This is a genomic window from Kitasatospora sp. NPDC001539 (assembly GCF_040298565.1).
Classification (GTDB): Bacteria; Actinomycetota; Actinomycetes; order Streptomycetales; family Streptomycetaceae; genus Kitasatospora.
This window is the reverse complement of record NZ_JBEPAK010000137.1, coordinates 1-19,495: the sequence shown is the minus strand read 5'-3', so window position 1 is coordinate 19,495 and position 19,495 is coordinate 1. Positions and strand designations below refer to the sequence as shown.

The window sequence follows — 19,495 nt, the reverse complement described above, 5'->3', positions numbered from 1 at the left end:
GCCGGGCGTTCCTCGACGACGGGGAGCTGACCGCGGCCGTGCTGGGGGCGGAAGCCTGCGGCTTGCAACGGGCCTGACGGCCCGTTGGGCGGTGCTGACGCACCGCCAGGTGCGGGGGTGCCGGCTACGCCGTCACCGTGCGTGGCTGGCCCTCGGCTGCGCCTCGGGGCCCGGCTGCGCCGGGCGGGGTGGCTGGGGCGTATTCGCCTGCGGCGAATAGGTAAGGCCAGCTTAGCCTCTGACGGAGCGTCGACTGATGGCGGGGTGCGGCCCCTGCTCGGCGAGCGTTGACGATGTGACGCGAATTTCGGGTAGAAGCTCCCTCTCCCTCCACCGCCCCGGCCCCGTTGACGATGTGACGCGAATTTCGGGTAGAGGGCCCTCCCCTGACGGGGAGGGTGATAGTCCGAGAACCCCCGTTGACGATATGGCGCAAATCCCCGACAGCAGCACCAAACCCGTCCGGGGGCCCTGCCGGGCCCCCACCGATGGGCAGCGCCGCCGGGCCCTCCGACGGCCTCAGACACGGAACAGCGCGGCGCGGGACACCGCCCCCGGCCCTCACGGCCCGCCCCGGCCGGAAACACCCCGGACAAGGCGCAGCACGGGGCCGTCGACGTACGCGAGGATGTCACCGGGACGCCCCGCCGATAATGCGCCGGAATGACACCACGGGGCCCGCCTCCTCGCCCCGTCGGGAACGCTGATGGGATCCCGGCCCCTTTCTGGCGGCATTCCCTCCGTCGCCGGGTATCGGTAACCGGCCGGATTGCCCATCCCGTTCCCGCCGGAACGCGACACCTAGACGCGGCACCGGAATACATCGAAAGCGCGGTTCGGGAAGTTCCGGGAGAAAGCCGTAGCTTCGGGTGTGGAATGGGCCTGACGGCCCCTCGGACAATGCCTGCGGCGCCCCCGAAAACAGGCGTAGCAAAACCTCCAGAGGGCGCGGGAAACCCCGTTCCCCGGCCTGGCCTGGCGACCCCTCGCCGGACGTCCCGGGGCACCCGCCCAGCGATGCCGCACAGCGGGCACCGGTCGGTCGGGTGCGGCACGATGCGCCGAGACCGGGAAGCGGGGCACAGTCCGGACCGGAGCGGGCCTGGGCGGGGCGCGGTGCGGAGCGGGCGGGGGCGGGCCCGGGGGCGGGACGGCGGCCACCAGGACGACCAGGACGACCAGGACGACCAGGACGACTGCGACGTCGAACCGCGGCCCGGCCGAGGCCGGCCACCCCGGAGCGCAGCAGGACGGCCTGACGGCCGCCCAGCACCCGCGGCCAAGACGGCGGCGCCCGGCGACCAGGACCGCGGCCAGGGCGCGGCACAGGGCAGCCAGGACAACAGCCTGGACTGCGCCCCGGCGGCCAGCAGCCGGGGCGCAGCGACCAAGTAGGCCCAGTAGCGGAACGCGGCCGACCTCGATGGCGTTTAGGTCGCTTCGTGCCCTTACGGAAGCTTCGCTGAGACATGCGAGTTTTACCCCGGGGCGGACCAGTCGGGCACAGCCCGGGCCGAGAAGCTGCAAGTGAAGTTGTGAAAGGGGAACGTGAGTAGGAGAGTAAAACTGTCGTAGTGAAGTCCCTGACCCTCCGTGTGAGGCGGGTGATGAGGATGCTCAAAACGTACGCTCGGGCCGAACTCCGGGGCACGGCATGTACGCCATTCGACCTGGCTGTTCGGCTTCCATCAGCCGGGCCTGATCTGGGTCTGTCTATTCAGACAACTGGTCCCGCCTCCGGCGCCATAAACAAGAGGGACGCCGAACGTGTCGCGGAAGAACTGGCGGGACTACTGCTTAACCAAGGTTTGGCGAGCGAGCTCGAGAGGACCTGGAGAAAATATCTCTCGGAATCGCGCGACGGGTCACTGGCTCGGGAGATTTCTGCCTGGGAGGCCACAGGCAAGTCGCTTCAAAAAGGTACCGCGGTGCTTCGCCGTGCCCACCTGGGCTCCAAGGCCAATCGGCCTCCTACGCGAAGGCAGCTTCAGAAGGCAGCGGACGCATGGCATGACGATGCGCTGCACAGGGTGCTGTCAGGACGCAAGCCTCTCAGCTGGGAGGAGGTCGTCCATGCTTCGTTGGCAGCTCCGCCACCTTCTCCAGGCGAAGAACTGTACATAGCCAGGGGCGAGAGCAGCAACTGGATACCACCGGTGATTCTGCTCCTTTCTTTGCCGCTCAATGCTTGGCTGCATGGCTTGACATCCGAGGCGGGTAAAGATACCTGGCAGTGGATCAAGCGGGGCGTCGAAAAGCTTTACAAAATGCGGGCGCCTCGACATGAAGACACATCGATCGAATTTCCAGAAAATCAGATAGATGGCGTCGTCATCAAGGATACTAAAACGGGAATTGAGATCTCCATCCGTCCGAATTTGCCGAATGAGGCGTGGAAACAGCTCGCGACCATCCAGTTGCCGCCAACTCCCCCTGGCGTAGCCGACACCTTGGCCTGGGAAGAAAGGAAGGGGCGATGGCAGATGGGGATCAAGCTTTGCGGATTGCCGCTCGAACGGCGCCCTTATGTGGCGAGTTCCCAGAAGGCCCAGATCGCTTGGGACCCTAATGCGCGAACATGGCGCCTTGAGCGAATAGCAAGGTGATCCGGAAGGTGATGGCCATTACCCTCCGCAACGCGGGAGAACGCGGGGCAGAGCGGGCCGTCCCAGATTTCTCGAACAAGCTGGCACTGCACCGTCGAAAAACCCGCTAAAGCACATCAAAAAGGCCGTGAAAATCCGCCCCGGCGAAATCATCGGCAACACAGGAACCGACACCACATCCCTAGACCCAAGACAAACGAGTCGGACGGTCATGGCATGACCACAGCGAGTACGGACAGCAACCACGACTCGACCCGACACCACCACTCCGACCTCGCTCCCTCCCCCGCGATATAGTCCAACCGCACTGCCAAAAAACACAAGAAACAGGCAAAACACCCACTCAAGCCGCACCAGGTCACACCCTCACGCGGAACCCATTCGGCTCTGCCGGCGCCCGGCGGTCCGCGGCCCAGGCCCGGGCCGGAACCCGGAGCCGGGAACCAGGACGGCACGACCAGCGGCCGAGGCGGCCACCGGCCGCCCGGGCGTGCACTGCACTCCGGCCTGCCGACAGGCGGAGCACCGCCGGCGCCGCCTCGCCGAGATGCTGCCCGCCCTGCGCGCCGAGGCCCGCACGCTGCTCGACGGCCTGGGCGGCGGCGAACAGGCGCAGCGTGCCCTGGAGGAGCTCGATGGGGGTGAAGCTGGTGGCGTTCGCCCGGCACGCACGCGCCGCCCGGGCCGCGCTCGACGCCGCCTTCACGGTGCTCGCGCTGCCCGCCCCGGAAGCCGGGGCCGCTATGGCCGGTGGTGAAGGCGATGGCGCCCGCGGTGCGGCGCGCGTCCGGCCCGGGGCGGGCGGGCACCGGCACGTCGATGGCCAGCAGACCGTCCCGGACGACCTCCTCACCGCCTTCCGCAGCGCCTGCGGAATCGTCCCGGACGAGCCGAACGCGAACACCACGGCCGCGGACGGCGACCGCCGCGACCGCACATCGGCCACCGAGCAGGCGCCGGCCCCCCTTCCCCCGGACACCACCGATCACGACGAGCCTCTCCCCACCCGCTCCCACTCGCGTTCCCGCTCCGGCTCCCGGCCGCCGGCCCTCAACACCACACGGGAAAGCGCTCCCAACGAAGCAGGCAGGCACACCACCGACGCCACCACGGCCACGGCGAAGCCCGCGCCCCACAGCGGTGCCGGAACCGCCGCAGCACAGCAGAGCGGACAGGACCGCGGCCTGGCAGCGGCCGAGGCAGAACTCGTCGCGGCCGCCCGGGCGCTGGTCGGGCGCGCGAGCCCGGGACTGTCCCCAGCCGCCGACCATGTCCTGCAGCGCCTGGTGACCGCCGTCGACCACGGCGACACCGTCGTCCTCCCCCACGCCCGCCGCGACACCGCCGCACTCGTCCACCGCAGAATCCGCCTACCCCACACCCCCGAAGGCCAACGCCTCCACACCGCCCTCGCCACCTACGCCACCACCTGGAACAACACCGGCAGCGCAGCAACGGCCTGGCCGAACCCATGACCCTGCCCCAGCCCGGCCGAGCGGCCGGCAGGCCACGCAGCGCCGCCGGACCGGACGCCGACCCCAGCCGATGAAACGCCACCAGCGCCCACCCCGGACGCGGACCGGCTCGACGGCCCACCTCACACCAGCGGCCTGCACCCGGACGCCGGGTCAGGAGCGACGCAGGCGCCGGGCCGCAAGCCCGGAACGGCCCGCTGGTCTGCCAGCACCGTTGGGGCGGTCCCCGGGGCTGGTGCAGTGTCCTGCGCGGCAGGGCGTCGTTCGGCAGGTATGACCACTACCCCGTACCGGATGGCGACCGGCCTCGTCCTCACCTCGGCGGCCCTGTGCGCAGGCTTCGCGACGGCCGCCCCGGCGGCGGCGGGCGGGATCATCGTGATCGCGTCCCCGTCGCACGACAACTCCTGCCTCAACTCCTACACCCGCACCCAGCCCTACGGACGGACCACCGGCACAAGCGGCTCCGCGCAAGGACTCCAGGCCCAGGTGCCGCTCCTCGGCCCCCTGAACCACTGCGGCGGCGCAGACCTGCCCCTCGACAACGCGAATCAGCCCAACATCGTCAACACCCAGGCCGGGAAGGGCAACACGCAGTTCAACTCGAACTACGCCCCCAACGCCGCCTGGGGCACCTTCTAGAGTCCCTCGCCCATCGGCTCAGCAATCGACGACCCGGTGGGTCATCGCCAGGAGGGTGAGGTCGGCCTACCGGCGGCTGATCTGGAGCCCGTAGGCCGCCATCGAGCCGAAGGCGATCCGGATTCCGGCCTGCGGCAGGCAACGCCCGAAGCGGCCGGCGGCCTTAACCGCGAGCGTCGCACCGGTCAGCTCGCCAAGAGCGAGCAGCACGAAGGCCGCAACACCTCCAGCGGCCTCATGCCCAGGCCGTGCTGATGGTGAGCGGCCGGTCGTAGTCGGCCGCGGCGGTGTCGTACTCGGTCACCAGGGCGGCCGGCTCGGGTGGGCGGGGCTTGGCGTGCCGGGGCGTCCCGCTCGGCCGGACTCGACGCGGCGATGCCCCCGCCGCGGTGCGGCGGGGGCATCAGGGACTGTGGGTCAGAGGGTGCCGCGGTAGCCACCGGTGGAGGCGCCACGCTCCTCGATAAAGTGCTTGAAGCGGCGCAGGTCGCCCTTCACCTGCCGGTCGAGCATGCCCATCATGTCGGCGGCCTTCTCGGCCATGCCGCCGGGCTGGAAGTCCATCTCCATCATGACGCGCGTGTGGGTGGCGTCAATGGGCTCGAAGCGCACCATGCCGGTCTGCTCCACGTCGCCGCTGATAGTGCGCCAGGCGACGTGGTCATCCGGGACCTGGTCGACGATCTCGGTGTCGAACTCCCGGGAGACCCCGGCGATCTTCGTCTTCCAATGATTGTGCCGGTCGTCGATCTGGGTGATCTCCTCCACACCGTCCATGAACTTGGGGAAGTCCTCGAACTGCGTCCACTGGTTGTACGCGGTACTGATCGGCACGTCCACGTCGATCGATTCCTGCACCTTGCTCATCGCTGTACTCACCTTCGAGTCGCTTCGTTGGGCTTGGACACCGCCTGCCCGAACCTGATGCCGATATGCCCGGCTCCTACCGATTCGGCCCCGCACGGCGCGGCCCGGCAACCGGTCGCGGCCATCCGGGCACCCGGCGCGTCCGATGCCGGGGTTGCGGGTGTCGATGGTGGCGCGGACCAGGTCGGCTGCCTGGCGCGGGAAGAAGAAAGCGCTACGGAGCCCAGGACGACGGATGGCCCTACGCGAGCGGCATCCGGCCTGCCGCTGCATCGAGTTCCTCAACGCCCTGGACTCCCACCGCTATCGGCTCCACCTGGACCGCAGCGCCGCCCACCCGCATGGCCCGCGCCGACGGAGGCCTGCCCACCTGGGCCGGCGGCGACGACGCGGACCTCGACATGACCGCCGGCGCCGTGATCACCCTCACCCTCCTCGGCCCCGCCACACCCCTTGGAAGCCGAGCTGGAGCCTGAGCGCACCCCACCGCCCTGGGCACCTTTGTTCAATCACCCGGGGACTCAGTCAGAGGCGGGAGGGGTCCATCGTGGGCAGCCGGACTGATGGCGGTGAATCATGAACACGGTCCCGCCGAGGCTGACGGTGCGCTCCGTGCGAACGCGGCAGCATGGCTCATCCCGCGGGCGAACCGGCGCAGGCATCCCCGGCGCGGGCAGGTCCGGCGCGGAGATGTCCGCAGACGGCTGGCGGGCTGCCGGCCCGGCCGGCGGGGGCGGGGCGGGAACCGCGCGCGGGCGCTGCGCCTCAAGGGCGGCCAGCGGCACACCAAGAGCCTTCGCGCGCGACAGCCTCCGGCTGCGACGGGGACCTCGTGTCGTCATGGGCGACAGCCTGCCCCCGCGGACCAGGGCCATGCGGGCCGCGACACGGGACCCGCGAGAACCGGTCCTGCCGCGCAAGGCGCAGCGGTGCTGGGACCAGGACACGGGGTGGGGGGCCGCGCTGCCACTCGGCGAGCCGGTCGGCCGCGGCGGCGAAGGCGGACTTGTCTCCGGCGTCGGCGTGCTCGACATCCCGGGCGCGTTCCAGAACTTGCTGGATGGCCTCCAGGGTCATGCCGGCTGCCGGCGGCGCACCCTGCTGGGAACGTCGTCGAGCAGCCTGAGCTCCTGGCCGTCGACGTCCTGCAGCCGCGCTGAGCTCAGGTGCTCGCTGCGAGCCGGGCCGCTGTGGTGAGGAGGGAGAGCCGGCCGGCCGCGGCGGCGTGTTGGAAGTCGAGGACGCTGGTGAACGGGCCGGTGATCAGCAGCAGGCTGCGGTGGGTGCGGATCGCGCGCCGCCACTCGCGGCCGGCGGCGATCCGGCCGTCGAACCAGATCACGCCGCCGGGGCGGTGGATGACCAGCCGGTCGTCGTCGTCCAGAACCGCAGACCAGGCCGGAACGGGACGGGTGGCAAGCTCGGGGCCGGCGCTGTCGCGGTCGGCCCAGCCGTCGTCGACGACCGGCAGGCGGGTCGGGGCGGCGGGCACGACTAGGACCGGGCGGCGGTCGGGCATCAACTCCGGCCATGGACGACTCTCCGCCCCGGTGCGGCTGATCAACTGCATGCGCCCTCCCCTTCCCCCGGCTCGGACCGCTCCCCCCCGCTCCGGCCATGCAACATCATCGGCCACCTTCCGGCGGCACGGAGGGCGAATCCGCAGACGCGCTGGTGACGGCCGTAGGGCAGGGGGTGGCGTTCGAACCGACCCCTCTCCCCCGACCGAGCCAGACCCCGGCGGCCCGAGCCGGACCGGGTGACCCGGCGTGGTGCGCTACCGGAAGGCCGGGGCGAGGGTGCGGGCGACGGCCGCCACCGGAGGGAGGAAGCGGGCCGCGGCCTCTCCCAGCAGGTGGGCGTGCAGGGCCCGTTGGTGGGCGGCGCCGACGAGCAGCAGAGCCGCGGCGGACGGGTCGAGCGCGGCAGGGAGCCGGCCGTTTGCCTGGCGGGCCCGGACGGCGTCGGCGACCGCCCCGAGGGCGAGGTGCGGGCCGACCTCGCCGCCGCGTTCGGCGAGCAGCCCGCGCAGCTGGGCGTCGGACTGGACGGCGCCCAGGATCGGCATGATCCGACGGTAGAACCGTTCGAGGCGGGCGAGCAGGGCGGCGAGGTCGGCCTCCAACTCGGGGCCGGGGTCGACCTCTGCGGCCGCCGGGGCGGACGCGGGCCCGGGGGGACCCTCCGGCGCGCCGAGGACGGCCGTCGCGTCGGCGAACGCGGGCAGGTGCAGTCCGATGACGGCCTGGAGCAGGCCCAGCCGGTCGCCGAAGTGATAGAAGATGCTCGACTCCGCGACGCCCGCCCGGCGGGCGATCTCCTTGGTGGACAGCGCCAGCCCGGCCTCCCCGAGCGCCTCCCCGGTCGCCTTGAGCAGAGCCTCCCGCACCCCGGCCGAGGGCCGACCGCTTCGCGCCTGAGCCATCTTGGGCCTCCGTCTCTCCCTGTCGCCCCGCCTGCTTGAGTAATCGCTCAGGAAGAGATTAACTTACTGATGGATCGCTCAGTAAGTCGCTCGGCGATCCGCTCGGATCCGTCTCGGGAGGGGACCCATGACCACCGTCGAGTACCGCAAGAACGCCGTCCGCCGCCTCTACAAGGCCCTCGAAGCCGGCGACGTGGACGTCGCCGACGAGCTGTTCACCGCGGACTTCACCACCAGCGAAGGCAAGCACCAGAACGTGCGGGGCCCGCAGGGCTTCAAGGACGCCATCCGCGAGGTGCACGCCACCCACACCGACCCGACGTTCGAAATCCTCGACCTGCTCGGCGAGGGCGACGACGTCATCGTCCGCTGGCGCATGACGGCCACCCACACCGGCCCACTGATGGGCATCCCGGCCACCGGCAAGCGCGTCAGCACGGAGGCCTTCGCCCTGTTCCGCTTCGTCGGCGACCGCATCAGCGAGCGCCACGCCGTCATCGACCGGCTCGGCCTGGTGCAACAGCTCAAGGGCGAGTGACCCGACTACCGCCCACACCGCCGACGGGCAGCAAACATCCGGCTGATCTCCCAGCACCGCCACCCTGGCCCCACCGCTCCAGCTCCATGGAGCAACGGGGCCAGGGTCGGCTCCGCTCGGGACGGACCAGCCGTCAGACCACCACGCGAGCGAACTCCTCGCCGGATTGGTCAGCGGTTCCACCGCAGGCGGCGCCGAAGCGGCACCACGGGGGCCAGCGGCCGGGCGTCGTGCGGCACCGCCTCGTCGCGAGGGCGCCGATGCCGCCCCAGGCCCTATTCCTCCGTCCAACGCGTGCCGTGCCCAACGACCGGCCGGGCCAGAGCGGCACGCCTCCGCGGCAGCGGCCGGCCTGCGCCGGGCGCTCGCCATCCGAACCGCGGCCGCAGCGCAGCGATTGAGTACCCGTACTCATGACGGGTTCTGAGTATCGGCGCGAGGATGACCGGATGCCGATGTGGATAGTCGACGTTCTCGTGGCGGTTGTCCTGACCACCGTGGAGGCGACAGTGCTGGTCATCGCCTTCTTCGCCATCGGGATCGCAATGTGGCCCTCGAACCGGCTCTCACGAGGGTGGGAGCTGACCGTCGTTGCCACGACGGTGCTGTCCTATGCACTGCTTGTGGCCTGTGCTTGCGGGTTGTTCCTCCTGCACCTTCCGGTCGCGGCGGTCGCCCAGCTGATGGTGGTCACAGCTGCCCCGTTTATCCGTCCCATCCTGATCGGTGGGAACCGACTGCGGGAACGCTTTGCACGCCGCCGGCGCGGAGACCGACGGCTCTGACACACTTGGAAACAGGAGCGGGCAGCCCCTGGCGCAGGTCACCGTCCGGTCGGGTGAGCAGGGCCGCCATCACTGTTCCACAGCCGTCACCAGCCCGTGTGTGGACTCGCCCTGCGCGCCACCGGCAGGTGGCTGATGATGTGACACGCCGAGCGCCAGCGTGAGCGGCCAGGCTGGGGGAAGGGAGGGTGCATGCAGTTGATCAGCCGTGCCGGAGCGGCCCACCCGTGGCCGGAGTTCATGCCAGACCGCCGGCTGGTCCTGGTCGTTCCCGGCTCCGCCACCCGCCTGCCGATCGCCGAGGACGGCTGGTCCGATCACGGCACCGCCACCCCCGCCCCCGCCTGGTCAACGGTCCTGGCCGACGACAACCGGCTGACCATCCACCGCCCCGGTGGCCATGCCCGGTTCGACGGCCCAATCACCGCGACCGCGAATGGCGTCGCGCCATCCGCACCCACCGCACCCTGCTGCTGATCACCGGCCCGTTCACCAGCGTCTTCGACTTCCAGCACGCCGCCGCAGCCGGCCAGCTTTCTCTTCTCACCACCCCGGCCCGCCTCGCCCCGAGAACCTGAGGCATCCCACAGCCCGGCACACGGCCGGTGCCAGGCGAGGTGCAGGTGGACTCAGTCCGGGGCGGGAAGGGTCCACCGCGGGCAGCCGCTCTGATGGCGGTGAATCATGAACACGGTCCCGCCGAGGCTGACGGTGCGCTCCGTACGGACGCGGCAGCACGGTTCCTCCCGCGGGCGAGCCAGCGCAGGCACACCCGGCGCGGGCAGGTCCGTAGACGGCTGGCCAGCAGCCGGCCCGGCCGACGGGGGCGGGGCGGGAACCACGCGCGGGCGCTGCGCCTCCAAGGCGGCCAACGGCACACCAAGGGCCTTCGCGCGCGACAGCCTCCGGCTGCGACGCGGACCTCGTGTCGTCATGGGCGACAGCCTGCCCCCGCACACCACGGCCATGCGGGCCGCGACACGTACCAGTCGTCATCTGGGCGTCGCCTTCGCCGAGATGCGTCACTGGGCACGTCCCGCTCATCGTCGTGGCCTTGGTCCCCACCGACCGTACGGGGCCGCGCCGGCCAGGCGCGCACGCCCGCGAGGTGAGTCCACCACCCGCTATCTGCCCGCGGGACCGGAGCGGCGTTCGGCCATCGCGCGGGGCGCGCCCCGGTGGGTCAGCGCGAGGGCCAGGGCGAGGGCACGTCCGGGTCGACGGGGAAGACCTGGTCGCAGCCGGTGATGTCGAGCAGGCGCGCGACCTGCTGGGAGGGGTGGACGAGGTGGATGACGGTGCCCTGGCGGCGGGCTTGGATCCGTGCCAGCAGCAGGGCGTTCAACCCGGCCGAGTCCATGAACGTCACCTCGTGCAGGTCGATCAGCAGCATCGGCGGCACCGGGCGGGCGGCCAGGGCGCGGTGGGCGGCCGCCGTGAAGACCGGCACCTGGTCCACGTCCAGTTCCCCCGCGCACACCAGCACCGGCCCGGCCAGGCTGTCCCGGACCGTGACCGCGAAAACACCCGTGTCGTCGATCGGACCGCTCCCTTCCCGCGCGCAGGCCGTACGGCACAAGCCACTGTAGATCGCGGCCGGGCGGGTGCGCACCGGTGCGTTTTCGGCCCAGCACCGGGGCCGCCAGGGGATGCCGCCCCTGTTCAGCACCACCGCGGCCGGGTGGTGAGCAGTTTCGCCCACACCGTCTTGCCCTCGGCGTCCACTGCCACTGTCCGGGTCGTGGGTGAGGTCGGCCAGACGGTCCTTCGCCCGGCGGTCGCCGGCGATTGGCGGCGCGGTGACGGGCACCCGCCCCTTCGCGGCCAGACGGCGCGCGCAGGCGGCGCGACAAAGGTCTTGCCGGAGCCGGTCCGGCGACCACCGTCGCGCGGCCGCTGTCCTTCACCTCGCGCACCGCGGCCACGACGGCGTCCTTCTGGAACCAGGGCCCGCTCACCAGGGAACCGGGCCGTGCTCGTCGAAGAAGCCGCCGGTCGGCCCGTCATCGGGCAGCGTGGCGAGCCGGACGACCACGGCCGCGCCGTCGGCCACGGTGCGGGTGAGGCCGGGGAACGCGGTGGTGAGGTCGGTCGCGCACGGCCCCGGATCGGCGGCGTTGACCAGGATGTTGCGGCTGCGCAGTTCCTTGGCGTACTGCACGGTCAGCGAGTTGAGTGCGGTCTTGGACGGGACGTACGCGGCCAACGGGAGCCGGGTTGTGAAGTAGTCCTCGGGATCGGTCATCCGGGCGATGGAGCCCAGTCCACTGCTGACATTGACGATCCGAGCGGCCGGGGAGCGGGCGAGCAGCGGCAGCATCGTGGTGGTCACGCTGATCACGCCGAACACGTTGGTCTCGAAAACCTCGCGTACCACGGGCAGTTCGACACTGCCAGGGCTCTGGGCGGCGAGGTCGCCAGAGATGCCGGCATTGTTGACCAGGATGTCCAGCCGGCCAAAGCGCTCCTCGATCCAGCGGGCGGCGGATAGGACGCTGGCGCGGTCAGTGACGTCCAGGGTGACCGGGTACACCCGCGGGCCCAGGTCGGCTGCGGCTGCCGCACCGCGGTGCGGGTCGCGCGAGGCCAGCAGGACGTCCATGCCGAGCGCGGCGAGCCGGGCTGCGACCTCGCGCCCGATGCCCTTGTTCGCACCGGTGACCAGGGCAGTCGTGGTTTCTGTCATGCGTTCAGCCAACCACGGGGGCGGCCGGGCGTTCCAACACCGACCAGGTACGCAGCGATACCGTGCGGGTATGGAAAGACTGGAGGTCCGCGAGCTCGTCTACTTCAGCGCTGTCGCCGAAGAACTGCACTTCGGTCGGGCGGCCGCCCGGCTGGGAATGACCCAACCGCCGCTCTCCCGCGCCATTCAGCAGCTCGAACGGCGGCTGGGCGTAGCCCTGTTGGAACGTGGCGGTCGCCGGGTCGCACTGACCGAGGCGGGGGCCGTCCTGCTCCGCGAGAGCCGTACGGTGCTCGACGCCGCGTCGGCCGCGGCGCGCCGCACCCGGCGGGCCGGCCGCGCCGACCCGCGTCTGGTCCTGGTCATCAAGCCGGGCGGCGACGGTGGCCTGCTGCCCGCGATCCTCGACGCCTATCAGGCTGAGCCGGGTGCGCTGCCGGTCGAGCTGGTGTGCAGCTTCGGCGAGCGTGAGATCCTCCTGCGGGAGGGCCGTGCCGACGCCGCCCTGCTTCACCGCCCCCACCACGACCTCACCGGCCTGGACACCCAGGACCTCCTGACCGAGACGCAACTTCTCGTGACACCCAGGTCGCATCGCCTCGCGGGCCGTACTCGGGTCTGCCTGAACGACCTCGCCGGGGAGCCCCTGCCGCGCTGGCCGGGCGCATCTGGGGATGGCGCACACGGACCCGAGATCCATGACCTTAGCCGGCTTCTCCACCTCATCGCCTTGCGCCGCATGGTCGCCGTCCTCCCCTCCTCCATCCGCGACCAGCTGCGCGACGACCTGGTCGCTGTCCCAGTCGATGATGCCGATCCCACCACGCTCGTGCTCGCCTGGCCCGAGCACGCCACCTCCCCAGCCCTGGCCGCCTTCGTACGCGCAGCCGCCGCCGTGGCGGGCACGGCGACGGGCCACGGCGGGTAGAGCGGGGAGACACGCGGGGTGGGAGGCGCCCCCGTCCTGCTCGCAGGCGTGCGAACACTCCAGGACGCCCTCATGGCCACCGTGGAGATCACACCTGGAGGCACGATGACGGGCAGCGGACGGCGAACCAATGACGCGGTCGACGAACCGAGCCAAGCCACTGGAGCGGCACGCGGACCTTCGGTCCACTCGATGCGCGCGGGGTCCACCGCTACTCCAGCAATCCCAGATCTCGGCGTGCTCGACCGGGGCGACGGCCGCGACCATGTGGTCGGGCAGGCGGGCGGTGAAGACCCGGTACCGGCGCTGGAACGGCGTGGCCGCGCCCGAACCAGACGCCGACCCGGACGTGGCTCGCCCGGACGGTGAACCGACCACGGCCCCGGACCCCCCGCTCCCGCCGCCTGCGGCCGGGTCAGCGGCGGGTCTCGATCCGCAGGTCGCCGGTGGTGACCCGGCGGATGGGCTCGCTCGTCAACAGTTCGTGCGGCTGGCCGAGGGTGATCGCGCCCGCCGCGTCGAGCCGGGCCAGCTGGGCGTCCGTCAGCTCGACCGCCAGGGCGCCCAGGTTGTCCTCCAACTGGGCGAGGGTGCGGGCACCGAGCAGCGTGCTCGTCACGCCCGGCTTCCGCAGCGTCCAGGCCAGCGCCACCTGGGCCGGGGTGTGCCCCAGCTCACCGGCCACCTCCCGGACCACCCCGGCCACGCCGAGGCTGCGTTCGGTGAGGGTGCCCAGGGCGAGGTTGTGGCTCCGGCGGGTGCTCCCCTCGGGGCCGGCACCCGTCGCGCCCACGTCCTCCCGGCCGTACTTGCCGCTGAGCACCCCGCCGCCCAGCGGCGAGTACGGGACCACGCCCAGGCCCAGCTCCCGGGCCATCGGGATCAGGTCGCGCTCCGCCGTGCGTTCGATCAGGCTGTACTCGACCTGCAGCGCGACCAGCGGCGACCAGCCGCGCAGGTCGGCGATCGCCTGCATCCGGGACACCTGCCAGGCCGGGGTGTTGGAGATCGCCACGTACAGCACCTTGCCCTGCCTCACCAGGTCGTCCAGGCCGCGCAGCACCTCCTCCACCGAGGTCCGGAAGTCCCAGACGTGCAGGTACAGCAGGTCGAGGTAGTCGGTGGCGAGCCGCCGCAGGCTGCTCTCCACCGAGCCGAACAGCGCCTTGCGGTGCCCGCCCCCGGAGTTCGGGTCGCCGGGGCGGCGCAGGGTCGAGTACTTGGTCGCCAGCACCAGGCGTTCGCGCTCCTCGTGGGCGAACTCGCCCAGCAGGCGCTCGGAGCTGCCGTCGGTGTAGGTGTCGGCGGTGTCGAGGAGGTTGCCGCCGAGCCCGACGTAGCGGTCGAACAGCTTGCGGGCCTCTGCCCGTTCTGCGCCCCACCCCCATTCGGTGCCGAAGGTCGCTGTGCCCAGGGCCAGCGGTGAGACCCGTAGTCCCGAGCGGCCCAGCAGCCGGTAGTCGTCGAGGGCCAGTGCCATGAGGTTCTCCTGTGCTCGTGTGTGTTCGTGTTCCGTTGCCGGGACCGAGTCTGCGGCGGCGGCGGGCCCCGGATAAGGGAGGGACTTTCCTGGGAAGGCCGGTCCCACCCTGGCGGTTGGACCGGTCATGACGACACGGACCGTGGACACCACCGAGGAACTGGCCGCCTTCCTGCGCGGCAGGCGCGAACGGCTGGACCCGGAGCGGCTGGGCCTGCCCGCGCACCGGCGGGCCCGGCGGACGCCCGGTCTGCGCCGCGAGGAGGTCGCCGAGCTGGCCGGGGTCAGCACCGACTACGTGGTCCGGCTGGAGCAGGGCCGGGGGCTTCGGCCCTCTGCGGAGGTGCTGGCGGCGCTGGCCCGGGCCCTGCGGCTGGCACCCGGCGAACGCGACTACCTCTTCGATCTGGCCGGACGGCGCCGCCCCGGCGGTTCCCGCGGCGGGGCAGCCACCGGTCCGGCGCCGGCGCTGGCCCACCTGGTCGACGAACTCTCCCCGCTGCCCGCCGCGCTGCTGGACCACCGCTACGACCTGCTGGCCTGGAACTCGGAAATGGCCCGTCTGCTACCGGAGTCGACGCTGTTGCGCCGGAGCGTCGGAACGCGATGTGGCTCTGCCTGCTGCACCCGCCGATGCGAGACTTCTACGCCGACCGCGAGGGGGTGCTGCGGGACGGCGTCGCCCACCTGCGCGCGGCTTGGGCCGCCCACCCGGAGGACCGGGCACTGGCCGGGCTGATCGCCGAATTCACCGCGCAAGACGAGGACTTCGCCCGGCTCTGGGCCGAGCGGGAGGTTCGCGTCGACGGCCGCGGCCGCAAGCTGCTGCGGCACCCGGCCGTCGGGACCATCGCCGTCGACTTCGAGGTCCTGCTCCCGCTGGAGGACCCGGAGCTGCGGCTCCTGGTCTACCGCGCCGCGGACGACGAGAGCCGTGCGGCCCTGCACCGGCTGTGCGGCGGTGACGGGTGCGAAGAAAGCTGAACACCTCGGGCCCACTCGCCCGCACCGCGGCCGACGCCGCCTCCTACCCCGATGCCCTCACCGGCACCACGGCACTGTCCCGCCTCACTCCCCCCCGAACGCCCCCTGCGTGTCACATGATCGGCCACCCTCGGCTTCGCCGACACATCCGAACCGATCGCCGCCACCGCGCGAGCCGCTCTCAACGCCCTGGCCGCCACCGGCGCCGTGGTCCTGCGCGACGTCCCTGTCCGACTGCCCGACCCCGCCCCCTGCTGGTCGGCACTACGCGGGCACACCACCGCCGACCCGGACGACCTGGCGACTTCAACGACCCGGTCCGCGAGCCGCAGGTTTTCCATCGCTGACGGCGGGGCCGGGATCGGGGCACCCGGCCCGCGCGGACGATCTTGACGCTGGTTTAGTAGTCACTCGTGATGAGAACCGATCTTGGCAAGGGGGCAGGAGCGGTGTGCTGCGTCCTCCTGTCTGCGCTGCTGCTGTCCTCGTGCTCCTCCAGCACCTCCACCGCGAACTCCCCGGCGACCCCAGCACCCGCCGCCACCACGGCCCAGGTCACCCCGCCGGCCACCGCCACGCCCACGGCCAAGAGCAAGGTGATGAGCGGCGCCCTGGCCTCCGTCGTGGCCCTCACCCCGGCCGAGTGGGGCGCCGGCTTCAAGAGCAGCCGTGTCGCCGAGAACGCCAAACTCGTGGCCTACGAGCTCGACGCGTCCTGCCGATACCAGTCCGTACCCCCGTCGCCGAGCCTGCGCGGCCAGATGACCAGGAACGTGGAACGCCCGCTCGACGGCGACGCCACCGAAACCGCGGTCAGCGGCAACACGACCGTGAGCGTGTTCACCACACCCGCCGACGCCCGGAACTACCTTTCCACCGGCAGGGCGGACGGCAAGCGCTGCCCGAAGAGCTTCGTCCTCAACGGCGAATCCGTCGCGAACGAGAACATCCACGAGGTCTCACTCGAGGGGTTCTCCGCCCCCGTCGACGAGCTCTACGCCGAAGAGGGGCAGACGACGGGGGGCGACTCGACCCACCCGGACCCCTATGTCTACCTGGTCGCCACCAAGGGCTCGGTGGTGCTCAGCGTCTTCGTCGGGAGCCAGAACGACGCGGAGACGGTCGCCCAGAACGAAGCGCGCGCGGAGCAACTGCTCACCGCGCTGAACGCCAAACTCATGAGGTATTCGGCGCTCTCTTGATCACCGGTTCGCCGGTCCGGTCGTGCCGTCGGCCCACTGCCGCGTCATCCCGCTGCGCACCGCCCAGCAGCTGCCGCGGTCGGCATTCGCCCAGGGCGCAGCGTGACAGCGACCACGAGGGCGACCTCGCCCGCACCGCCGCGCACGGGTCGGCGGTGTCACGGTCGGCCGGTGCGGCGCAGTGGCCCCCAGGTGCCGGGCTGGTGGGTGATCTCGTGCTCGGCCTGGGCGATGACGTCGGGGCTGATGCGGGCGAGCGGGCGGGCGTCGGTGAGCAGTGGTTCGTTGTCCGGTCCGCGGCCGGTTTCCGTGCCGGTGAGGATCCAGGGGTGGATGCCGGGGGCTTTGTCGCGGCGCAGGTGGCAGTAGTCGTACAGGCGGCGGGCGACCCACAGGCGCAGCGGGCGGTCCTGCCACCAGTCCTCGACCGCGAGGGAGGTGGCGGACAGTCCGGGCAGGGGGACGCCGGTGAGGTCGTCGAGGCTGCGGCCGGCGTGGTTGAGGTCGGTGTCGGGGCCGCGGGACCAGCGTAGGTAGAGCCGGTCGGGGTGGGTGCGCAGGAGGTCGGCGAGGGCGTCGAGGGTGGTGATGTCGGGGTGGGGGAAGGACGGCATGGTGGTGGGCCCGCTGGGGTGAGGGGGCCGGCCGGCCCTGGGGGTGGGCCGGCCGGTGGGGTGGCGCCGTGGTCAGTCGGTGGAGATGGCCTGGAGGAGGTCCCCGGCCTTGGCGTCGGGCAGGGCGCGGGCGACGTCGGCCAGGGCGACGATGCCGACCAGGCGGTGGCCGTCGATGACGGGCAGTCGTCGCACCTGGTGGGAGGCCATGGTGCGCAGGATCTCGTGGGCGTCGTCATCGGCGCCGATGGTGACGGCCTCGCCCTGGGCGAGTTCGCCGGCCTTCACCTGGGCGGGGTCCTTGCCGGCCCCGAGGACCTTGACGACGATGTCGCGGTCGGTCAGGACCCCCTTGAGCCTGTCGTCGCTGCCGCAGATCGGCAGGGCGCCGACGCCCAGCTCGGTCATCTTCTTCGCGGCCTCCAGGACGGCCTCCTGCTCGCCGATGCACTCGGCGCCCTCGGTCATGATCTCGCGGGCCGTGGTCATGGCGTTCTCCTCTCGTCGCACAGGGCTTGCGGACGCACCACGCCGGCCGAACGGGACCCGCGCCGGGCCCCGCGCAGGCGTTGCCGGCGCCGTCCACCTCTCGCCGACTCGGCTGCCCACCGGAACCCGGGCCATGCCTGCCGGCCCGGCTCCAGAGCGGCTGCCTGCGAACCCGCCGCGCCAAGACCCGGCAGGCCCGCACCACGAACCGGGCCCCGACCGGAGCAGCCCCAGCAGCCCGCCCCGTCCGTCCAGGGGATCCGCGCGACGTCGGCGCCGGTCAGTTTCGCGGCATCGGCGCAGCCGGCGAGGACGGCGGCGAGCATCAGCACGACCTGGGCGTGCTGATGGCGTTCGGCCGGAGGACGGAGCGGGGCGGATCGCCAAGACGCTGCCCCTGCTGCGGGTGCTCGACACGGTGGACGCCAGCACAGGCAGTGCCGGGGGCGTCAGTGGTTGCCCGGCATGGTGGGTCGCTGGGGAGCGGCGGCCCGGAGACCCCGTCGGCCGGCGGTGCGGTCACGGGCGGCGGAAGCGGCTGCGAGAGCAACGAGTGTGGCGATGGCCCCGGTGATGAGGTTGCTGGTGATGGAGCGGGTGTGGGCGACGTCGCCGGCGACGACCCAGGGCGCGATGCAGGTCCAGATACCGATGGCGGCGGCGGCCCAGGCCATCGAGTGGGTGCGTTCGTAGGAGTTGCCGAGACCGCCCAGGAGCAGCACGTAGGCGATGCCGACGATGAGGTTGGTGACCGCGAGGGTGGTGAAGCCGTTGAAGCCGGCGATCCACGGCGAAGCGGCAAGGTAGAGGCCGGTGATGAGAGCGAGCGCCTCGATCATCTGGGCTCGGGGGGTGGCAGCCGCGCGGTCGTGACGGGCCCGCAGCTCCACCAGGTCAGGGTGCTCTTCGATGGGTGCGCGATGGGTGGGTGCCATGACGGCCTCCAATGGGCGAGTAGGTGCCACCCCCGCCTACCCGTAAAACGGACATAAACCCCAGAGAGGTCGGATTCGCCGCGCGGCGTGCGCCGGGCCCGCCGCGGGCCTTGCCACGCGAAGGCGCGGCGGTGCTGTGCCCCGGGGCGGGGACGTGCCCGCCGAATTCGGTGAGGGTGGGCAAGCCCTGGGACGAAGGCCGCGGCCGGGCGGCACCGCACCGGGGCGTTTTCGGCTCAGCACCGGGGCCCCGGGAGCGCGGCCGACTTGTTCAGCACCATCGCGGCCGGGTGGTGGGCAGTTCCGTCCATACCGTCTTGCCGCCGGCGTCCGCTGTCACTCCCCAGCCGGCGGTGAGGCGTTCCACGACCAGGAGGCCGTAGCCGCCCGGCTGCCCCCGGGCGTCGGGGCGCAGGCGTGGCTGGGCCTGGTTGTGGTCGCTGACTTCGACCCGTTCCACCCCGGGGCGGTAGTCGAGGACCAGTACGCGCGTTCCACCGCCGTGGACGCAGGCGTTGGTCAGGAGTTCGGCGGTCGCCACGAGGACGTCGTCGCCCAGGTTCGGCCTCATCCGGCAGCCGGGGCCTGCCAGGCCTCACCCCGACAGGGCCCGGCGGGCGAGTTCGCGGCTGCGGGTGACGGGCAGGTCCGGGCACTGGCCGAAGGACAGCCACACACGGCGGCGGCAAATGTCGAAGACGGCTCCCATGACGCGATCCAACGAACGACCGGACATCCCTCCACGGTCGTGTCCCTTGATGTGGTGGAGCGGTCGCATGCCAACGGTCATGCGGTGGGCGGAAGTTCATCGTGGGTGGGGTAGATCTGTTCCATGCTGC

Annotated in this window: 21 protein-coding genes and 1 pseudogene; 11 read left to right on the top strand and 11 right to left on the bottom strand. The window is 71.7% G+C overall.

The features are described 5' to 3' along the window. Window positions 1-1,116 precede the first annotated feature (1,116 nt). The 4 genes from ABT247_RS21165 to ABT247_RS21150 all read left to right on the top strand — a co-directional run bounded on the left by ABT247_RS21165 (window position 1,117) and on the right by ABT247_RS21150 (window position 4,723). Complete coding sequence (locus ABT247_RS21165; RefSeq protein WP_350744382.1) at window positions 1,117-1,395, top strand: hypothetical protein; 279 nt, start codon at window positions 1,117-1,119, stop codon at window positions 1,393-1,395. A 761-nt stretch (window positions 1,396-2,156) separates the two neighbouring features. After that, the gene (locus ABT247_RS21160; RefSeq protein WP_350744380.1) at window positions 2,157-2,606 is read left to right on the top strand and encodes a hypothetical protein; all 450 of its coding nucleotides are present in this window, start codon (window positions 2,157-2,159) and stop codon (window positions 2,604-2,606) included. Window positions 2,607-3,241: 635 nt separating this feature from the next. Beyond that, on the top strand, window positions 3,242-4,081 hold the full coding sequence (locus ABT247_RS21155) for a hypothetical protein (protein WP_350744379.1): 840 nt from the start codon (window positions 3,242-3,244) through the stop codon (window positions 4,079-4,081). A gap of 273 nt (window positions 4,082-4,354) precedes the next feature. Continuing rightward, window positions 4,355-4,723: a hypothetical protein gene (locus ABT247_RS21150; RefSeq protein WP_350744377.1), complete on the top strand. Its 369-nt coding sequence runs from the start codon at window positions 4,355-4,357 to the stop codon at window positions 4,721-4,723. 66 nt (window positions 4,724-4,789) lie between these two features. On the opposite strand, the gene ABT247_RS21145 is transcribed toward ABT247_RS21150, so the two are convergent. Beyond that, the gene (locus ABT247_RS21145; RefSeq protein WP_350744375.1) at window positions 4,790-4,933 is read right to left on the bottom strand and encodes a hypothetical protein; all 144 of its coding nucleotides are present in this window, start codon (window positions 4,931-4,933) and stop codon (window positions 4,790-4,792) included. 207 nt (window positions 4,934-5,140) lie between these two features. Next, complete coding sequence (locus tag ABT247_RS21140) at window positions 5,141-5,590, bottom strand: SRPBCC family protein (RefSeq protein WP_350744373.1); 450 nt, start codon at window positions 5,588-5,590, stop codon at window positions 5,141-5,143. 341 nt (window positions 5,591-5,931) lie between these two features. Here ABT247_RS21140 and ABT247_RS21135 point away from each other — a divergent pair, with 341 nt between their 5' ends. Next, window positions 5,932-6,066: a hypothetical protein gene (locus ABT247_RS21135; protein WP_350744371.1), complete on the top strand. Its 135-nt coding sequence runs from the start codon at window positions 5,932-5,934 to the stop codon at window positions 6,064-6,066. A 686-nt stretch (window positions 6,067-6,752) separates the two neighbouring features. Here ABT247_RS21135 and ABT247_RS21130 read toward each other — a convergent pair. After that, complete coding sequence (locus tag ABT247_RS21130; protein WP_350744369.1) at window positions 6,753-7,160, bottom strand: hypothetical protein; 408 nt, start codon at window positions 7,158-7,160, stop codon at window positions 6,753-6,755. A gap of 207 nt (window positions 7,161-7,367) precedes the next feature. After that, window positions 7,368-8,015 carry a helix-turn-helix domain-containing protein gene (locus ABT247_RS21125; protein ID WP_350744368.1) on the bottom strand — a complete coding sequence of 216 codons (648 nt, stop codon included), beginning with the start codon at window positions 8,013-8,015 and terminating at the stop codon, window positions 7,368-7,370. Between the two features lie 127 nt (window positions 8,016-8,142). On the opposite strand from ABT247_RS21125, the gene ABT247_RS21120 reads away from it, so the two are divergent. The 3 genes from ABT247_RS21120 (at window position 8,143) to ABT247_RS21110 (ending at window position 9,815) form a co-directional block, all read left to right on the top strand. After that, window positions 8,143-8,553, top strand: coding sequence for an ester cyclase (locus ABT247_RS21120; protein WP_350744366.1), 411 nt, complete (start codon window positions 8,143-8,145; stop codon window positions 8,551-8,553). 449 nt (window positions 8,554-9,002) lie between these two features. Beyond that, the gene (locus ABT247_RS21115; protein WP_350744364.1) at window positions 9,003-9,338 is read left to right on the top strand and encodes a hypothetical protein; all 336 of its coding nucleotides are present in this window, start codon (window positions 9,003-9,005) and stop codon (window positions 9,336-9,338) included. Window positions 9,339-9,530: 192 nt separating this feature from the next. Further along, window positions 9,531-9,815, top strand: a complete 285-nt coding sequence (locus ABT247_RS21110) for a hypothetical protein (protein WP_350744362.1) — start codon at window positions 9,531-9,533, stop codon at window positions 9,813-9,815. 706 nt (window positions 9,816-10,521) lie between these two features. Here the strand turns inward: ABT247_RS21110 and ABT247_RS21105 are convergent. Beyond that, window positions 10,522-10,950 (bottom strand): STAS domain-containing protein, encoded by a 429-nt coding sequence (locus ABT247_RS21105; RefSeq protein WP_350744360.1) that lies wholly within the window; start codon window positions 10,948-10,950, stop codon window positions 10,522-10,524. Between the two features lie 342 nt (window positions 10,951-11,292). Next, the gene (locus ABT247_RS21100) at window positions 11,293-12,024 is read right to left on the bottom strand and encodes an SDR family oxidoreductase (RefSeq protein ID WP_350744358.1); all 732 of its coding nucleotides are present in this window, start codon (window positions 12,022-12,024) and stop codon (window positions 11,293-11,295) included. 70 nt (window positions 12,025-12,094) lie between these two features. Here ABT247_RS21100 and ABT247_RS21095 point away from each other — a divergent pair, with 70 nt between their 5' ends. Continuing rightward, the gene (locus ABT247_RS21095) at window positions 12,095-12,952 is read left to right on the top strand and encodes a LysR family transcriptional regulator (protein ID WP_350744356.1); all 858 of its coding nucleotides are present in this window, start codon (window positions 12,095-12,097) and stop codon (window positions 12,950-12,952) included. Between the two features lie 415 nt (window positions 12,953-13,367). Here the strand turns inward: ABT247_RS21095 and ABT247_RS21090 are convergent, their stop codons facing one another. Next, window positions 13,368-14,432, bottom strand: a complete 1,065-nt coding sequence (locus tag ABT247_RS21090; RefSeq protein WP_350744354.1) for an aldo/keto reductase — start codon at window positions 14,430-14,432, stop codon at window positions 13,368-13,370. A gap of 127 nt (window positions 14,433-14,559) precedes the next feature. Here ABT247_RS21090 and ABT247_RS21085 point away from each other — a divergent pair. Together ABT247_RS21085 and ABT247_RS21080 are read left to right on the top strand one after the other, a co-directional pair. Beyond that, a pseudogene (locus ABT247_RS21085) lies at window positions 14,560-15,416 on the top strand (helix-turn-helix domain-containing protein). Between the two features lie 416 nt (window positions 15,417-15,832). Further along, entirely contained in the window at window positions 15,833-16,618 is a 786-nt protein-coding gene (locus tag ABT247_RS21080; protein ID WP_350744352.1) for a hypothetical protein, read from the top strand. Window positions 16,619-16,776: 158 nt separating this feature from the next. On the opposite strand, the gene ABT247_RS21075 is transcribed toward ABT247_RS21080, so the two are convergent. The 4 genes from ABT247_RS21075 to ABT247_RS21060 all read right to left on the bottom strand — a co-directional run bounded on the left by ABT247_RS21075 (window position 16,777) and on the right by ABT247_RS21060 (window position 19,227). Beyond that, window positions 16,777-17,232 (bottom strand): DUF6098 family protein, encoded by a 456-nt coding sequence (locus ABT247_RS21075; protein WP_350744350.1) that lies wholly within the window; start codon window positions 17,230-17,232, stop codon window positions 16,777-16,779. A gap of 72 nt (window positions 17,233-17,304) precedes the next feature. Then, on the bottom strand, window positions 17,305-17,721 hold the full coding sequence (locus tag ABT247_RS21070) for a CBS domain-containing protein (RefSeq protein ID WP_350744348.1): 417 nt from the start codon (window positions 17,719-17,721) through the stop codon (window positions 17,305-17,307). A 449-nt stretch (window positions 17,722-18,170) separates the two neighbouring features. After that, entirely contained in the window at window positions 18,171-18,656 is a 486-nt protein-coding gene (locus ABT247_RS21065; protein WP_350744346.1) for an SPW repeat protein, read from the bottom strand. Window positions 18,657-18,927: 271 nt separating this feature from the next. Next, window positions 18,928-19,227, bottom strand: coding sequence for an ATP-binding protein (locus ABT247_RS21060; protein ID WP_350744344.1), 300 nt, complete (start codon window positions 19,225-19,227; stop codon window positions 18,928-18,930). Between the last annotated feature and the right edge of the window lie 268 nt (window positions 19,228-19,495).

Coding starts and splice junctions, on each gene's coding strand:
- ABT247_RS21135 (WP_350744371.1), top strand. CDS start 5,932: ATGGCCCGCGCCGACGGAGGCCTGCCCACCTGGGCCGGCGGCGACGAC.
- ABT247_RS21155 (WP_350744379.1), top strand. CDS start 3,242: ATGGGGGTGAAGCTGGTGGCGTTCGCCCGGCACGCACGCGCCGCCCGG.
- ABT247_RS21125 (WP_350744368.1), bottom strand. CDS start 8,015: ATGGCTCAGGCGCGAAGCGGTCGGCCCTCGGCCGGGGTGCGGGAGGCT.
- ABT247_RS21110 (WP_350744362.1), top strand. CDS start 9,531: ATGCAGTTGATCAGCCGTGCCGGAGCGGCCCACCCGTGGCCGGAGTTC.
- ABT247_RS21080 (WP_350744352.1), top strand. CDS start 15,833: ATGAGAACCGATCTTGGCAAGGGGGCAGGAGCGGTGTGCTGCGTCCTC.
- ABT247_RS21140 (WP_350744373.1), bottom strand. CDS start 5,590: ATGAGCAAGGTGCAGGAATCGATCGACGTGGACGTGCCGATCAGTACC.
- ABT247_RS21095 (WP_350744356.1), top strand. CDS start 12,095: ATGGAAAGACTGGAGGTCCGCGAGCTCGTCTACTTCAGCGCTGTCGCC.
- ABT247_RS21130 (WP_350744369.1), bottom strand. CDS start 7,160: ATGCAGTTGATCAGCCGCACCGGGGCGGAGAGTCGTCCATGGCCGGAG.
- ABT247_RS21150 (WP_350744377.1), top strand. CDS start 4,355: ATGACCACTACCCCGTACCGGATGGCGACCGGCCTCGTCCTCACCTCG.
- ABT247_RS21060 (WP_350744344.1), bottom strand. CDS start 19,227: ATGAGGCCGAACCTGGGCGACGACGTCCTCGTGGCGACCGCCGAACTC.
- ABT247_RS21075 (WP_350744350.1), bottom strand. CDS start 17,232: ATGCCGTCCTTCCCCCACCCCGACATCACCACCCTCGACGCCCTCGCC.
- ABT247_RS21100 (WP_350744358.1), bottom strand. CDS start 12,024: ATGACAGAAACCACGACTGCCCTGGTCACCGGTGCGAACAAGGGCATC.
- ABT247_RS21120 (WP_350744366.1), top strand. CDS start 8,143: ATGACCACCGTCGAGTACCGCAAGAACGCCGTCCGCCGCCTCTACAAG.
- ABT247_RS21115 (WP_350744364.1), top strand. CDS start 9,003: ATGCCGATGTGGATAGTCGACGTTCTCGTGGCGGTTGTCCTGACCACC.
- ABT247_RS21065 (WP_350744346.1), bottom strand. CDS start 18,656: ATGGCACCCACCCATCGCGCACCCATCGAAGAGCACCCTGACCTGGTG.
- ABT247_RS21090 (WP_350744354.1), bottom strand. CDS start 14,432: ATGGCACTGGCCCTCGACGACTACCGGCTGCTGGGCCGCTCGGGACTA.
- ABT247_RS21070 (WP_350744348.1), bottom strand. CDS start 17,721: ATGACCACGGCCCGCGAGATCATGACCGAGGGCGCCGAGTGCATCGGC.